The sequence below is a fragment of the Myceligenerans halotolerans genome, from assembly GCF_054782975.1.
In genome coordinates, this window is record NZ_BAAGRL010000033.1 from 72,101 (window position 1) to 87,338 (window position 15,238).

At 71.0% G+C, this 15,238-nt stretch carries 13 protein-coding genes; 7 read left to right on the forward strand and 6 right to left on the reverse strand.

Annotated elements, in window-relative coordinates:
• Positions 1-96 precede the first annotated feature (96 nt).
• Entirely contained in the window at positions 97-1,905 is a 1,809-nt protein-coding gene (locus tag ACYVK5_RS19860; RefSeq protein ID WP_460707705.1) for an alpha/beta hydrolase family protein, read from the reverse strand.
• 310 nt (positions 1,906-2,215) lie between these two features.
• On the opposite strand from ACYVK5_RS19860, the gene ACYVK5_RS19865 reads away from it, so the two are divergent.
• From ACYVK5_RS19865 to ACYVK5_RS19885, 5 genes are all read left to right on the forward strand, one after another.
• Complete coding sequence (locus ACYVK5_RS19865; RefSeq protein ID WP_460707706.1) at positions 2,216-3,271, forward strand: LacI family DNA-binding transcriptional regulator; 1,056 nt, start codon at positions 2,216-2,218, stop codon at positions 3,269-3,271.
• Positions 3,272-3,347: 76 nt separating this feature from the next.
• Complete coding sequence (locus tag ACYVK5_RS19870) at positions 3,348-4,637, forward strand: sugar ABC transporter substrate-binding protein (protein WP_460707707.1); 1,290 nt, start codon at positions 3,348-3,350, stop codon at positions 4,635-4,637.
• A gap of 192 nt (positions 4,638-4,829) precedes the next feature.
• Positions 4,830-5,672: a carbohydrate ABC transporter permease gene (locus tag ACYVK5_RS19875; RefSeq protein ID WP_460707784.1), complete on the forward strand. Its 843-nt coding sequence runs from the start codon at positions 4,830-4,832 to the stop codon at positions 5,670-5,672.
• Between the two features lie 2 nt (positions 5,673-5,674).
• Complete coding sequence (locus ACYVK5_RS19880; protein WP_460707708.1) at positions 5,675-6,622, forward strand: carbohydrate ABC transporter permease; 948 nt, start codon at positions 5,675-5,677, stop codon at positions 6,620-6,622.
• 50 nt (positions 6,623-6,672) lie between these two features.
• Complete coding sequence (locus ACYVK5_RS19885) at positions 6,673-7,632, forward strand: family 43 glycosylhydrolase (protein ID WP_460707709.1); 960 nt, start codon at positions 6,673-6,675, stop codon at positions 7,630-7,632.
• 61 nt (positions 7,633-7,693) lie between these two features.
• On the opposite strand, the gene era is transcribed toward ACYVK5_RS19885, so the two are convergent.
• The 5 genes from era to ACYVK5_RS19910 all read right to left on the reverse strand — a co-directional run bounded on the left by era (position 7,694) and on the right by ACYVK5_RS19910 (position 12,191).
• On the reverse strand, positions 7,694-8,650 hold the full coding sequence (gene era, locus ACYVK5_RS19890) for a GTPase Era (protein WP_460707710.1): 957 nt from the start codon (positions 8,648-8,650) through the stop codon (positions 7,694-7,696).
• Positions 8,647-10,086 carry a hemolysin family protein gene (locus ACYVK5_RS19895; RefSeq protein ID WP_460707711.1) on the reverse strand — a complete coding sequence of 480 codons (1,440 nt, stop codon included), beginning with the start codon at positions 10,084-10,086 and terminating at the stop codon, positions 8,647-8,649. The genes era and ACYVK5_RS19895 overlap by 4 nt, the downstream gene beginning before the upstream one ends.
• Positions 10,087-10,098: 12 nt before the next feature.
• Positions 10,099-10,551 (reverse strand): rRNA maturation RNase YbeY, encoded by a 453-nt coding sequence (gene ybeY / locus ACYVK5_RS19900; RefSeq protein ID WP_460707712.1) that lies wholly within the window; start codon positions 10,549-10,551, stop codon positions 10,099-10,101.
• Between the two features lie 16 nt (positions 10,552-10,567).
• The gene (locus ACYVK5_RS19905; protein ID WP_460707714.1) at positions 10,568-11,647 is read right to left on the reverse strand and encodes a PhoH family protein; all 1,080 of its coding nucleotides are present in this window, start codon (positions 11,645-11,647) and stop codon (positions 10,568-10,570) included.
• Between the two features lie 166 nt (positions 11,648-11,813).
• Entirely contained in the window at positions 11,814-12,191 is a 378-nt protein-coding gene (locus ACYVK5_RS19910) for a histidine triad nucleotide-binding protein (protein WP_460707715.1), read from the reverse strand.
• A 231-nt stretch (positions 12,192-12,422) separates the two neighbouring features.
• Between ACYVK5_RS19910 and ACYVK5_RS19915 the strand changes: the two genes are divergently transcribed.
• Both ACYVK5_RS19915 and ACYVK5_RS19920 read left to right on the forward strand, forming a co-directional pair.
• The gene (locus ACYVK5_RS19915) at positions 12,423-13,949 is read left to right on the forward strand and encodes a helix-hairpin-helix domain-containing protein (protein WP_460707716.1); all 1,527 of its coding nucleotides are present in this window, start codon (positions 12,423-12,425) and stop codon (positions 13,947-13,949) included.
• Complete coding sequence (locus ACYVK5_RS19920; RefSeq protein WP_460707717.1) at positions 13,946-14,914, forward strand: OmpA family protein; 969 nt, start codon at positions 13,946-13,948, stop codon at positions 14,912-14,914. The genes ACYVK5_RS19915 and ACYVK5_RS19920 overlap by 4 nt, the downstream gene beginning before the upstream one ends.
• The last annotated feature ends 324 nt before the right edge of the window (positions 14,915-15,238 follow it).

Consider the following 15,238-nt stretch of genomic DNA (forward strand, 5'->3'; position numbering starts at 1 on the left):
GCGAGTCGCATCACAGCGTGGGATCTCCGCACCTCCCTCACAACCGCTCCGTCATCGATCGCCGGGGCGTTCGGCGGACGCGACCCGGCGTCCGGGTCAGATGCCGAGCTGGTAGACACCCCAGTAGGCCAGGACCAGGCCGAGCGCGACCGTCCCTCCGGTGACGGCCCAGAACGCCACCGTCACGATCCGGGTGCCGACCGGGTGCCCTCCGTCGGACACGCCGCCGGAGGCGACGCGCCACCTCACCGCCTGGCAGCGCAGCAGCAGGATCGCCGCCGCGACCACCGCGACGATGCCGAGTGTCCGCACCCCGATCCAGCCACCCTGGACCATCACCGGGTTCTGGTCGTAGTCCTGTGCCAGCCGCGCCACCGCGACCAGGTACGCCACGAGCCCGACGGCGGTCGCGACGGCCACCCCGGCCATCACGGCGAGCGGCCCCGCCAGCCCGGGCGCCGGCCTCGGGGTGTCGTGGTCGGGGGTTATCCGTGTGGTCGGTCGATCACTTGCCCGACCACGCGGAAACCCCCCGACCACACGACGGGCGACCCGCGTGCGGCGTACTGCCATCGCCACCAGGGTCAGTCCGCCGCCCAGCATCAGCACGGCGGAGCCGATCAGGATCCCCAGCACGACGCCGCCGTCGGCGTACCACTGCGGCTGCGGCACGGGCCCCGCGAGATTCAGCTGCTCTGGCTGCGCACCCGCGATCCGGGGCTTCGCCGTCGCCGATGCCGGCAGACCGTGCACCCAGGCGGCCACGTCACGCGCGTAGCCGGGATGGAGGTGCAGATCCTCGCCGTGGGGCACGATGTCGCCGTTCAGCGGATCGTCCGACACGTTGATCCCGTGGTTCGCGCCGCCGTAGAACCGCACGGTGACCGGCGCCTCCCCGCCTCCGGCGGCCGTGTCGGCGAGGACCTGCCGGACGGCCTGCTCGATCGGCATCGAGGGGTCCGTCGCGCCGTACGCCATGAAGATCGGCGCCGTCTGACGGGCGAGCCACGGGCTCACGTCGAAGTCCGCGTACTCGAATCCGCCGCCCGGCAGCCGCATGCCGACCGCCCGGGGGATCGCCCGGAACACGCCTTCGGGCACGTCCGTGTTGCGCAGGTAGCTGTCCATGGCGAACGCCGCCTGCTGCCGTGGCGGCACCACGGGGGCGGACACCCAGATCTGGAACGCCAGGCCTGCGTCCTGGGTCATCATGACCGGCGCCACCCAGCAGCCCTCCGACTCCGCGTACAGGCCCACGCGAGCCGGGTCGACGCCGGGAACCGTCCGCAGGAACTCCACGGAGTGCTGGTAGTCGCCGGCCATCTCGACGTAGTCGCGGTGGCGGGTCGAGTAGTGGGCGAGGTACTTGTCGGGCACGAGCGTGACGACGCCGGCGCTCGCCAGTGCGGTGGCGGCCTCGGTGAACGCGTCGCTCGCCTTCCCGGTGCCGGCCCCGTGCACGAACACGACGCCGGGAGCGCCCGCGTCGCTCCCCGCATCGTCCGGTGGCGGCGCGCCGGGGCCGGCCTCGGACGACTCGCCGACGCCATCGTCACCAGCCCTGTCGGACTCCGCCGCCCCGACGCTCCCGTCGCCGGTCTCGTCGCCATGGACGACGCCGGTCACCGGCTCGCGCAGCAGCCCGCCGACCGACGCGCCGTCGTCCAGCTCGATCGCTACGGCGGTCTCCAGCACCTCGAAGCGGCCGGGCTCCGGGAGGTCGTCGAGGCCGCCCAGATCTCCCGCGTCCGCCGGCGGTTCGGACCCGCCGATCGTCGTGTCCGCCGAGGCCGGCCTGATGTGGTCCGTGACGGGGACGGGGTCCCATCCTGGCCCGGCGAGCGCACCCGCGGCCGCCAGCCCGAGCAGTATCGCGGCGCTGGCGGAGGCTGTCCGGAAGAGCATCTTCCGAGGCTACTCGGCAATCTTGACGGGCCAGGCGAGCCACGAGGCGCGCGTCGGCCGATACGCGATCCCTGCGGCGCGGGGCGGCGACCCGGCGACCACGAGGTCAGCAACGCAACCACGAGGTCACCGGCCGTCCCTCTCGGGCGATGCGCGGCAACCTCGTGCTCGTGTCGACAACCTCATGCCACGCCGCAGGCACGGGTCGGGAACGCCGACGTCGACGGCGGCTTGACGCGCATGCCCCGAAGGGGCCATGATCGTCTTGCTCAATCGATTTATCAGACCACGTCGCTGTGGGGAGGACGAGATGGCCCGAGTTCGGATCTCCGATGTCGCCGCTGCGGCGGGCGTGTCGACGAGCACCGTCTCCCTCGTCCTGAACAACCGGACGGCGCGGATCTCGGAGGAGACCCGCGAGCGGGTGCGCGCGGCGGCGGCCTCCGTGGGCTACACGCCGAACTCGATCGCCCGCGGACTGCGGACGCAGCGGACGCGGACCATCGGCCTCGTCTCGGACGTGATCGCGACGACGCCGTTCGCCGGCCGGATGCTCGCCGGTGCGCAGGACGCGGCGCGGGAGCACGGGCACCTCCTCGTCCTCGTGAACACGGACGCCGACCCGGTCGTGGAGCGGGAGGCGATCCGCGCGCTGGTCGACCACCAGGTCGACGCGATGATCTTCGCCACGATGTGGCACCGGGTCGTGGAGACGCCGGAGGGACTCCCCGACCGGACGGTGTTCCTCGACTGCCGCCCGGTGGACGGGACTCACCCGGCCGTCGTGCCCGACGAGGTCGGCGGGGGCCAGGCCGCCGTGCGAGAGCTTCTGGCCGCCGGGCACAGGCGCATCGCCTGGGTCGACATCGACGAGCCGCTCGCGCCCGTCGCGTCAGGACTGCGCCACCAGGCGTACCTGGAGGTGCTCGCCGAGGCGGGCATCACACCGGATCCGGCCTGGCACGTCCGTGGCGAGGAGACCACGGCCGCGAGCGGCCGCGCGGCGACGGAACGTCTGCTCGACCTGCCGCCGCACCGTCGGCCGACGGCAGTCTTCTGCTTCAACGACCGTATGGCCGCGGGGGCGTACGTCGCCGCCCGGCATCGCGGGCTGGAGATCCCGGCCGGCCTCTCCGTCGTCGGCTACGACGACCAGCAACTCGTCGCGGGCGAGCTCGACCCGCCCCTGACCACCATCGCCCTGCCCCACTACGAGATGGGGCGGTGGGCGGCCGAGGTCGCCCTCGGTGCCCGGGAACCCCCGGAGCCCGATCACGCCTACCTCATGCCGTGCCCGATCATCCGTCGGGACTCCGTGACCTCGCCGCCGGCAGCAGCAGCCAACTCCGGCCGGCGGCGAGCCTGACACAACCCCATGACCGCCTCGGCGGTCGCAGAGCGGTGACCGACGTGGACGTCGGTCACCAGGAAAGGAATTCCTCATGAACCGAGGATCCCTCGCGAAGATCCTATCCGTGTCCGCACTGGGGGCCCTCGCCCTCAGCGCATGTGGCCAGGCCGGCCAGGGCGGCACCACGTCCGAGGACGGGCGTGCGCAGCTGACGATGTGGACCCACTCGGCGGGCAACCCCGCGGAGCTGGAGGTCTACGAGCAGATCATCGCCGACTTCAACGCGTCCCAGGACGACTACGAGGTCGTCACCGAGGCGTTCCCGCAGGGCGCGTACAACGACGCGATCGTCGCCGCGGCCGCCGCGGACGACCTGCCGTGCCTGCTCGACATGGACGGCCCGATCGTCCCCAACTGGGCGTGGGCCGGATACATCCAGCCCCTCGGTCTGCCGCAGCAGATCACGGACTCCCTGCTCCCCACGGCGGTGGGCACGTACCAGGACGAGATCTACAGCGCGGGCTACTGGGACGCCGCTCTCGGCATCGTCGCGCGCGAGTCGGTGCTCGAGGAGCACGGCATCCGCATTCCGACGGTGGACGAGCCGTGGACGATCGACGAGTTCGACGCCGCGCTCGCCACGCTCCAGGAGGCGGGGTACGAGACGCCGCTCGACATCGGCGCCGAGGACACCGGTGAGTGGTGGCCGTACGCCTACTCGCCCATGCTGCAGAGCGCGGGCGGCGACCTGATCGACCGCGACACGATGCGCACGGCCGAGGGTGCCCTCGACGGGCCGGAGGCCGTGGAGTTCTTCACCTGGTTCCAGGACGCCTTCACCAAGGGCTGGGCCAGCAACTCCGGGACGATCGGCAACGAGGAGTTCAACAACGACGAGGTCGCCCTGAGCTACACGGGCATGTGGAACGCGCTCGACGCGCTCGAGGCGGCAGGCGACGACGTCCTGTTCCTGCCCCCGCCGGACTTCGGCAACGGCCCCAAGATCGGTGGCGCCTCCTGGCAGTGGGGCATCTCGTCGTCGTGCAACTCACCCGAGGGTGCCCGGGCCTACCTCGAGTTCAGCTTCCAGGACGAGTACATCACCGCGTTCAGCGACAAGCAGGTCGTGATCCCGGCGACCGAGGGCGCCACTGCGGCCTCCGAGCACTTCGGGCCGGACGGCGCACTGCGGCCGTTCGTCGAGCTGTCGCAGCAGTTCGCCGTGCCACGGCCGGAGACACCGGCCTACCCGGTGATCTCCTCGACGTTCGAGAAGGCTGCGAAGGACATCATGAACGGCGCGGACGTGCAGCAGGCGCTGGACACCGCCGTCGCCGAGATCGACGCGAACATCGAGTCCAACGACGGGTACGGCTTCTAGCCGACCGTCCTGAGGCGCGCGGGGCGACCTCCGGGGCGTCCCGCGCGCGGACGGAGTCGATTCATCATGACAACACCCATCTCGACGTCTCCGGCAGCGGGCGTGCCCGTCCCGGACGCACCTCGGGAGGCAGGCACGAGGCGGTCGACGCGCGGCGTCGCACTGCGTCGCGAGCGCCGGACCGGCCTCGCGATGGCTGCACCCGCGCTCATCCTGCTCCTGCTCTTCCTGGTGATCCCGGTGCTGCTCGCGTTCGGGCTCTCCTTCACCAACGCGCGTCTCATCTCGCCGAACCCGCCGCGGTTCGTCGGGCTCGACAACTTCGTGCGCGCCTTCACCGCCGACCCCGCGTTCCTGCGCTCGACGATCAACACGTTCGTGTTCGCAATGGTCGTCGTGCCGGTGCAGGCGGGCCTCGGCCTCCTGCTCGCGGTGCTCGTGAACCGGAAGATCCGCGGCGTCACCATGTTCCGGGTCATCTACTTCATCCCCGTGGTCACCTCGATCGTGGTGGTGTCGATCCTCTGGAAGTTCATGTACCAGGAGGACGGCCTGGTCAACTCGTTCATCGACACGATCACGTTCGGCGCGTGGCAGGGCACGGCCTGGCTGAACAACCCGAGCACGGCGCTCGGCGCGATCATCGTGCTGTCGATCTGGCAGGCCGTGGGCTTCCACATGCTCATCTGGCTGTCCGGCCTGCAGACCATCCCCGAGGAGCTCTACGAGGCCGCCCGGATGGACGGTGCGACGCCGTGGCAGCAGTTCACCAACGTCACCTGGCCGGGCCTGCGCTCGACCATGGTGTTCGTGCTGGTGACCATCACGATCGCCGCGCTCGGCCTGTTCGTGCAGATCGACGTCATGACGCAGGGCGGGCCGGTGAACTCGACGTCAACCCTCGTCTACCACGCGGTGCGCAAGGGCTACCGGGAGATGGAGACGGGTTACGGCGCCACGATCTCGCTGATCTTCTTCGTGCTGGTGCTGATCGTCGCGCTGGTTCAGCGGTTCCTCACGCGAGAGAAGGACTGAACATGGCCACCGATTTCCTCACGTCCGGAACTCGTTCCCGCACCGCCTCCCGGACCGCGACCGATCGCGGCGAGCACGACCTGCGCCGCCGCCGCAAGGTCTGGTCCTACGTCGCGATGAGCGCCCTCGCCGTCGTCTTCATGTTCCCGCTCGTGTTCATGTTCGTCTCGTCCCTCAAGCCGGACGCGCAGATCCTCGGGGACGTGGATTCGCCGCGCGCGTTCCTGCCCGTCGGGGACATCAGCCTCGACAACTACTTCGGCGTGTTCGACCGGGTGCCGGTCGGGCAGTTCCTGTTCAACTCCGTGCTGGTCACGGTGCTGACGGTGGGGCTGGGCCTGGTCGTCAACTCGATGGCCGGGTTCGCGCTGTCGCGCCTGCGCTGGAAGGGCCGCTCGGTGGTCCTGGCGCTCGTCATCGCGACCCTCATCGTGCCCTTCGAGACGATCGCCGTCCCGATGGTCTACTGGGTCTCCAAGCTGCCGACCCTCGTCATGGAGGGCGGCATCCTCAAGTACGACTTCGGCTGGCTGAACAGCTACCACGTGCAGATCGTGCCGTTCATCGCGAACGCCTTCTCGATCTTCCTGTTCACGCAGTACTTCTCCACGATCCCGAAGTCGCTCGACGAGGCCGCGCGCATCGACGGCGCGAGCTGGTTCACGATCTACCGCCGGATCGTCGCCCCGCTGGCGGGTCCCGCCTTCGCGACGGTGGCGATCCTCACCTTCCTGCCCGCGTGGAACCAGTACCTGTGGCCACTGATGGTGGTCCAGCAGGAGGACCTGCGCCCCGTGATGGTCGGCATGCAGTACTTCTTCCAACTCAACACGGCGTGGGGCGAGGTCATGGCGTACACGTCGCTCATCACTCTGCCCGTGCTCATCGTCTTCCTGTCCTTCCAGCGGGCGTTCGTCTCGAGCGTCGCCGCGAGCGGGGTCAAGGGCTAGCGAGCCCACCTGTCCGTACTTCCGTACTTCCGTACTTCCGAAAGGCTCATATGTTCACGCTGCCCGACTCCTGGGTGTGGGACTTCTGGTTCGCCGACGACGGCGAGCGGCACCATCTCTTCTTCCTCTACGCCTCGCGCGCCCTGCACGAGCCGGACGCACGGCACTACCGCGCCTCGATCGGGCACGCGGTCTCCGACGACCTCGTGACGTGGACGCGGGTCGAGGACGCGCTCGTACGCTCCGACTCAGGCGCCTGGGACGACCTCGCCACCTGGACCGGCTCCGTGGTGCGGCATCCCGACGGCACGTGGTTCCTCTTCTACACGGGCTCGACCCTCACGCCCGCGGGGAACGTCCAGCGGGTCGGGTACGCGACGTCGGCGGACCTCATGACCTGGCGCAAGGTGCCCGAGAATCCGGTGCTCGCCGCCGACGACCGGTGGTACGAGACGCTCGCCGACGGGCAGTGGCACGACGAGGCGTTCCGCGACCCGTGGGTCTTCGCCGACCCCGGTGGCGACGGCTGGCACATGCTGCTCACCGCGCGCGGGCGCACGGGCCCGGCGGACGACCGGGGCGTCGTCGGGCACGCGTGGTCGCCCGACCTGCGGACGTGGGAGCAGCGCCCGCCGCTCACGCAGCCGGGGCAGGGATTCGGCCAGCTCGAGGTGACGCAGGTCGAAGAGGTCGACGGCGTCCCGGTGCTGCTCTTCTCGTGCCTCGCCGGCGACATGTCCCAGGCCCGCGCGGCCGGCACGACGGGAGGTGTGTGGGCGGCACCCGCCGCCTCGCTGCTCGGCCCCTACGACATCGCGGGCGCGCAGCAGCTCACGGACTCCTCGCTCTACAGCGGGCGCCTGGTGCGCGACCGGACCGGGCGCTGGGTGCTGCTCGCGTTCCACCACGACGCGCCGGACGGGTCGTTCGTCGGCAGCGTCAGCGACCCGATGCCGGTGCGCTGGGTGGACGGCCGGCTCGTCGTCGAACGGGCGATGGCCGGCAGGTGATGGCCCCGATCGGCACGCCCCGCCCCGCGCGGCGGGGCGTGCCGGTCGCGCACGACCCTGCTCAGAACCCCAGGCGCCGCAGCTGCTTCGGGTCGCGCTGCCAGTCCTTGGCGACCTTCACGTGGAGGTCGAGGTACACGCGGGCGCCCAGCAGCGCCTCGATGCCCCGGCGGGCCTCCGTGCCGACGGAGCGCAGGCGGGAGCCTCCCCGGCCGATGACGATCGCCTTCTGCGAGTCGCGCTCCACGAACAGGTTGACGCGGACGTCCAGCAGCGGCGGACGCCCCTTCGCCTCGTCGCCCGTCCCCTCGCGCTCGAGGATCTCCTCGACCACGACGGCCAGCGAGTGCGGCAGTTCGTCGCGGACGCCCTCCAGCGCCGCCTCGCGCACGAGCTCGGCGACCATGACCGCCTCGGGCTCGTCCGTGAGCTCGCCGCCCGGGTAGAGCTCGGGCCCCTCGGGCAGGTGCCCGACCAGGACGTCGGCCAGCTCGCCGACCTGGAACCCGTCCTTCGCCGAGACCGGCACGATGTCGGCCCACTCGCGTTCCACGGACTTCGCGAGCTCCTGCACGGCGATCAGGTGCTCCACCATCACGGCGCGGTCCACCGCGTCGGCCTTGGTCACCACCGCCACGACGGGCACCGCCCGGCGTCCCCGCATCAGCTCGGCGAGCTGCTGCGCGATGTACCGGTCGCCCGGCCCCACCTTCTGGTCCGCGGGCAGGCAGAACGCGATGACGTCGACCTCGCTCAGCGTGTCCCGCACCAGGTCGTTCAGCCGCTCGCCGAGCAGGGTCCGGGGCCGGTGCAGCCCGGGCGTGTCCACCAGGATGAGCTGGGCGTCGGGCCGGTGCACGATCCCGCGGATGGTGTGCCGCGTGGTCTGCGGCCGCGCGGACATGATCGCGACCTTCTCCCCCACCAGGGCGTTCGTCAGGGTGGACTTGCCCACGTTGGGCCGGCCGACCAGGCAGGCGAAGCCGGACCGATGGGCCGGTGAGGTGTCGTCGTTCACGCGTGTGCTTCTTTCTCGTGCTTCTGTCGCCCGGTCTCCGGGTGCCCCGCCTTCGGCGGTTGCGCTGCCCTCGGGGGCTGCGCGGCCTTCGGCGGCTGCCCGACGGCGTCGGGCGGGCCGGGCTCGCCCCCATTGTCGCCGTCCACGGGGCTCACCCGGCGCACCACGAGGGTCGCGAGCTGTTTGCGACGTCCCTCGACACGCTCCGCCATGAGGTGCAGGCCCGACACCTCGGCCGCCGAGCCCGCGAGCGGCACCTTGCCCAGCGCCTTGGCGAGCAGCCCGCCGGTCGTGTCGACGTCGTCGTCCAGGCGCAGGTCGAAGAGCTCGCCGAGCTCGTCCACGGGCATCCGGGCCGGCACCCGGAACGCGCCGTCGGGCAGCTCCTCCGGCTCCTGGACCGGGACCGTGTCGTGCTCGTCGGTCAGCTCGCCGACGAGTTCCTCGAGCAGGTCCTCGATCGTGACCAGGCCGGCGATCCCGCCGTACTCGTCCACGACGAGCGCGATGTGCGACGTCGAGGTCTGCATCTCGCGGAGCAGGGCGTCGACCGGCTTGGACTCGGGCACGAACACCGCCTCGCGCGCGACGTCCGCGGCGGGGCGCACGCCCGCGGGCCCCGCGTCGTCGTCCACGGGCCAGTGCACGGCGGCGACGACGTCCTTGAGGTAGGCCACGCCGACGACGTCGTCCACGGACTCCCCGACCACCGGCACGCGTGAGAATCCGGAGCGGAGGAACAGGCGCAGCACCTTGGTCAGCGGGGTGTCGGCGGCGACGGTGATCATGTCGGTGCGCGGCACCATCACCTCGCGCACGATCGTGTCGGCCAGCTCGATGGCCGACCGCAGCAACTCCCGGTCCTCCTCCTGGAGGTCCTCGGACTCGCCGACGCGGTACGCGACGTCGCGCCGGTCCTCCTCCGACGACGGCGGCACCCGCGGGACCGACAGCCGCGTGAGGCGCGCCACGCCGCGCGAGACCACCGTCAGCGTCGGCGCGAGGGAGAGGAGCACCTGGACCGGTCGCCGGAAGCCGAGCGCGCGCGGCGAGACGCGCACGAACAGCACGCCGACCCCCAGGCCGGCGGTCAGGGCGACGAGCATGACGACCAGTTCCGGGACCGGATCGCCCGACGCCGGGTCGGGGATCGCCTGCTGGACCAGCAGCGTCGCGGCGGCGATCGCCACCACCTCGGCGGTGACGCGCACCAGGGCGAACGACGCCACGGTCGCCGTCGGCTCCACCACGAGGGCCAGCGCGGAACGCGCGCGGGCGGCGCGGCGAGCGTCGGGTTCGGGCCCGTGCTCGGCCTCGGCGAGGCACTCCACGAGGCCGGACCGGGTGACGCGCAGGAGCGCGGCCTCACCGGCCGAGAGCACGCTCGCCAGGACGAAGCCCACGAGGGAGGCGAGAGCGAGAAGACTGACGGTCACGGGGGCAGTTCCTCAGCGGTTCGCGAGAAAGGTCAGGAGAAGCTTGCGCTGCAGCGCGAACATCTCCTTCTCCTCCTCAGGATCTGCGTGGTCGTAGCCGAGGAGGTGCAGGATGCCGTGCACGGTCAGCAGCAGGAGTTCCTCGGCCGTCGAGTGTCCCGCCGTCCGCGCCTGCTTGGCGGCGACCTCCGGGCACAGCACGATGTCGCCGAGCGTCCCCGGGGCCAGTTCCTCGCCCTCCCGGCCGGGGCGCAGCTCGTCCATCGGGAACGAGAGCACATCGGTGGGGCCGGGCTCGTCCATCCACTGCACGTGCAGGTCGGCCATCGTGGCGGTGTCCACGAACAGGATCGACAGCTCCGACTGCGGATGCACGTGCATGGCATCCAGCACGTACCGGCCCAGCGCGGCGAACTCCGCCTCGTCGGTCTCGTGCCCCGACTCGTTGTTGACCTCGATACTCACCCGTGCTCCTCGGAGATCAACGCCGGCGACGCTGCTGCTGCGGCGGCCGGTGATCCTGCGGCTGACGCCCGGGCCGCTGCCCGTCCGTGATGACGTCCCACCGCGCGTACGCGTCGATGATGTCGCTCACGAGCCGGTGGCGCACCACATCGGCCGAACCCAGCCGGCAGAACTCGACGTCGTCGACGCCGGCCAGGATGTCCTCCACGACCCGCAGGCCGGAGGTCTGGTTGCCGGGCAGGTCGACCTGCGTGGAATCGCCGGTGATGACCATGCGGGAACCGAAACCGAGACGCGTGAGGAACATCTTCATCTGCTCGGTGGAGGTGTTCTGCGCCTCGTCGAGGATGATGAACGCGTCGTTCAGCGAGCGCCCGCGCATGAAAGCCAGCGGAGCGACCTCGATGGTCCCGCTCTCCACGAGCTTCGGGACCTGCTCCGGGTCGATCATGTCGTGCAGGGCGTCGTACAACGGGCGCAGGTACGGGTCGATCTTGTCGCTGAGCGTGCCGGGCAGATAGCCGAGCCGCTCCCCCGCCTCGACGGCCGGGCGCGTGAGGATGATCCGGTTGACGTGCTTGGCCTGGAGGGCCTGGACCGCCTTCGCCATCGCAAGGTACGTCTTGCCCGTGCCGGCCGGGCCGAGCCCGAACGTGATCGTGTTGGCGTCGATCGCCTCGACGTAGTGCTTCTGACCGGGCGTCTTCGGCCGGATGGTGCGACCGCGGTTCGACAGGATGTCGAAGGTCAGCACGTCGACGGGGCGCTGGGCCGACGCCGCCGTGAGCATCCTGATCGAGCGGGTGACGACCTCAGGCGTGAGCTGCGTGCCGGCCTCGACCACCTGGATCAGCTCGTCCAGGAGCCGCGAGACGAGCTCGACGTCGCCAGGAGGGCCGGAAACGGCGATCTCGTTGCCCCGGGCGTGGACGTCGACCTGGCCGAACCCGTCCTCGATCGCGCGGAGCACCGCGTCCTGACTACCGAGCAGAGCCACCATCGGGATGCGGGCCGGGACGACGACGCGATGTTCGGTGCCGCGCTGCGGCTTGCGGTCCGTCTGCTGAGCGGGTGCGTGCGATGCGGAAGTTGTCATGGGCCGGCTGATGCCGATGCGCTCCTCGGTTCCAGGACTGGGTAACAACCTCATCCTATCGACCAGGGACCGGTCTGTGTCGCCCGATTTCCCCGGAGATTCGGAGTGCGTCGCCGAGCCTCCTCGGACTCCGCTCCGGGCACGTGCCACTGCGCCCTTGGCCGGCTCAGAAGCCGGTGAGCTGGGTTCCCGCCAGGACGTGGGCGTGGGCGTGGAAGATCGTCTGGCCGGCCTTCGGGCCGACGTTGCAGATGAGGCGGTACTGGCCGTCCGCCAGGTCGGTGGCGACCTGATCGGCCAGCGCGACGACGTCGGCCAGGAGCTCGGGGCTGGCGCCGGCCAGCGCGCTCACGTCGGCGTGATGCCTGCGCGGCACGACCAGGACATGGACGGGCGCTTTCGGGTTGATGTCCTTGAACGCGACCGCCGAGTCGGACTCCGCGACCAGGTCGGCCGGGATCTCGCCCGCGACGATCTTGCAGAACAGGCAGTCCGCGATCATCTCCGCGGTCGCGCCCGTGCTCGTCTCCGTCGTCCTCACCATGGCCGCAGGCTACCGGGCGCGGGACGCCGCTGCGCGGGGGTGCCGTCGCCGCTACCGCTACCATCCGGGGCATATTCGAAATTGTTATCTCGTCCGAAGTGCCAGACTTCGCCAACTGTGGTTGAGTCTGCCCGTTCGACGGGTGGCGCCCCAGACCCCCGCAGATCGGACACGTTCTCGCCGATGCCGCCGCCCTGACCGGCGGTTGTCCGTACACCCAGGAGGTTCAGCGTGGGTTGGTTCATCACCCAGTCGCTCCTATTCATCATCATCACCGCGATCATCTTCTTCCTGATCGGCCTGTGGGTCGGCTGGATCCTGTGGGCCCGCCGGAACAAGGCCACCGGCAAGCACACGGCTGAGACGGTCGAGAAGAAGTCGACGGCGAGCACGACCACGAAGACCCGCACCGCGAAGTCCGACACCGCGAAGTCCGACACCGCGACGAAGGCCGATGCCACGGCCAAGGCTGGTGCCACGGCCAAGGCTGGTGCCGCGACGGCCGCCGCTGCGGGCTCTGCGGACGCCGACACCGGAACCACGACGGCCGATGCCAGGACACCCGACACCACGGCTCCCTCGGGCGACACCGAGGCGGACACGGACACTCCCGCGCCGGCGGCCACGCCTCTCGCCGCTCCCGCCGACGACGCGAAGACCGACGACGCGGCCGAGAACACCGCGGACGCAGGCACCGAGTCCCCCGCCAAGAAGTCCACCACCGAACCGTCCGACATCGAGGACGAGAACCTCGCGGTCTTCGCGGGCGCCGAGGCCGAGGTCGTCGCCGAGGCGGAGGCCGCCACGCGCGAAGCCGTGGTCGACGGCGAGACCCCGGGCGGCACCGACGACACGGCCGGCGCCACGCTCGCCGGCGCTGCCGCGGGAACTGCGGCAGCCGCCGTCGTCGGCTCCGACGAGGATGCGGACAGCGAGGCCGAGGCCGACGACCTCACCCGCATCGAGGGCATCGGCCCCAAGATCGCCGCCGCGCTCCAGGCCGGGGGCTACGGCTCGTACGCCAAGGTCGCCGCGGCCTCCGAGGACGACCTCCGGAAGGCCCTCGCGGACTCGGGCATCAAGTTCGCGCCGGCCGCGATGTCCTTCGCCGCCCAGGCGCAGTACCTGGTGGAGGGCGACGAGGAGGGCCTCGAGGAGTACCAGGACTACCTGATCGCCGGGCGGGAGCGGCGCAGCGCCGACTTCGTCGAGGACGTGGACTACACGGACGTCGACGAGGTCGAGGGCGAGGCCGCCAAGCAGGCCGCGCTCGCCGCCGACGCGGAGAAGGCCGCCGAGGCGACCGGCGAGGACGTCGACGCCGAGGCGGTGGCCGCCGACGCCGCGTCCGTCGTCGCGCCGGAGCCGGAACAGCCGGCCGACGAGGACCTCAAGGTGGTCGAGGGCATCGGCCCGAAGATCGAGAAGGCCCTCAAGGCTGACGGCATCACCTCGTACGCCCAGGTCGCGGCCGCCTCCGAGGCGGAGCTGCGCGCGTCGATCCGCAAGAGCGGCATCAAGTTCGCCCCGTCGGTCAAGACGTGGGCCGCACAGGCGCAGTACCTGGTGGACGGTGACGGCGAAGGCCTCGGCGAGTACCAGGACTACCTCATCGGCGGTCAGGAGCGCGGCACGACGAAGTTCGTCGACGAGGTCGACTACACCGACGTCGACGAGGTCGAGGGTGAGGCCGCGAAGCAGGCCGCGCTCGCGGCGGACGCACGGAAGGTCGCGGAGGCCGAGGGCGGGAAGGCATGAGCACGCTGAAGGCACTCCTCGCTCCGATCATCGTCGCGGTCCTGGTCCTCGCCGGGCTGTCGAGCTGGCAGGACACCGCGTTCCGCGAGCAGATCGAGGGCACGCTCACCACGAGCTCGCAGGAGGCCCTCGCCGAGGCCGACCTCGGCGACGCGGACGTCAGCTTCGTCGGTCGCGACGCGACCGTGGAGGCGGACACCGCCGCTGCCGCGGTCACGGCGGGCGCCGTCGTCGGGGATGTCACGGGCGTGCGGGTGGTGCAGGCCGTCGGCCCGGAGGGCGAGGTGGACCTGGACTCCTCCGCGGCCGGCGCGCTGGACGACGACGGCGCGGGTGACGGCGCTGCTGGTGACGACGCGACCGACAGCGGCTCCGACGACACCGGGGACGGCAGCGCCGAGGGCGGCTCGGAGTCCGATTCCGCAGACGACTCCGACTCGGACGACGGCTCCGACTCCGGCTCCGGCTCCGGCTCCGACGACGGCGACTCGGACGGCGGCGACTCCGGTTCCGGATCGGACGACTCCGAGGCGGGTGACGGGGACGACTCCGAGTCCGACGACTCCGACGACACCGACGACACCGACCGCGAGCCGACGAAGAAGGAGAAGACCGAGGCCCAGGAGGACCTGGTCGAGATCCCGAACATCACCTTCGTCACGGACAGCGCTCGGCTGACCAAGGACGGCAGGAAGGTCGTGCGGCACGCGGCCGACGTCCTGGAGGAGCACCCGGGCGTGCGGGTCCGGATCGAGGGTCACACCGACTCGCGCGGCGACGCGGACGACAACCTGAAGCTGAGCAAGCGCCGTGCCATCACGGTGCTGGACCGGCTCGTCGACCTGGGCGTGGACGAGGACCGGCTGTCGTTCAAGGGATTCGGCGAGTCCGACCCGCTGGTCACCCCCAGGACGTTCGCGGACCTGGAGAAGAACCGCCGGGTGGAGTTCGTGGTCCTGAACTGACCCGGACACCCCGGCATCCGTCGCCGAACCGCAGGATCATCCCAGCGGCCGACGCCGAACCGCAGGCTGATCCCGGTGGCCGTTGCCGAACCGCATGGTGAATCGTGCAATTCGCAGATTAGTACGATTCACCACGCGGTTCGGCAACGGCCGCCGGGATGATCCTGCGGTTCGACAACAGCCGCCGACATCAGCCTGCGGTTCGACGACCGTCGGCGGGGCCGGATCTTGCGGTTCGGCGGCCGTGACGGGTCGTCAGTGACCCGAGGCCGTCCTGGCGCCAGGACGGCCTTGGGTCACGGGATCAGGACGGTCCCGGATCAG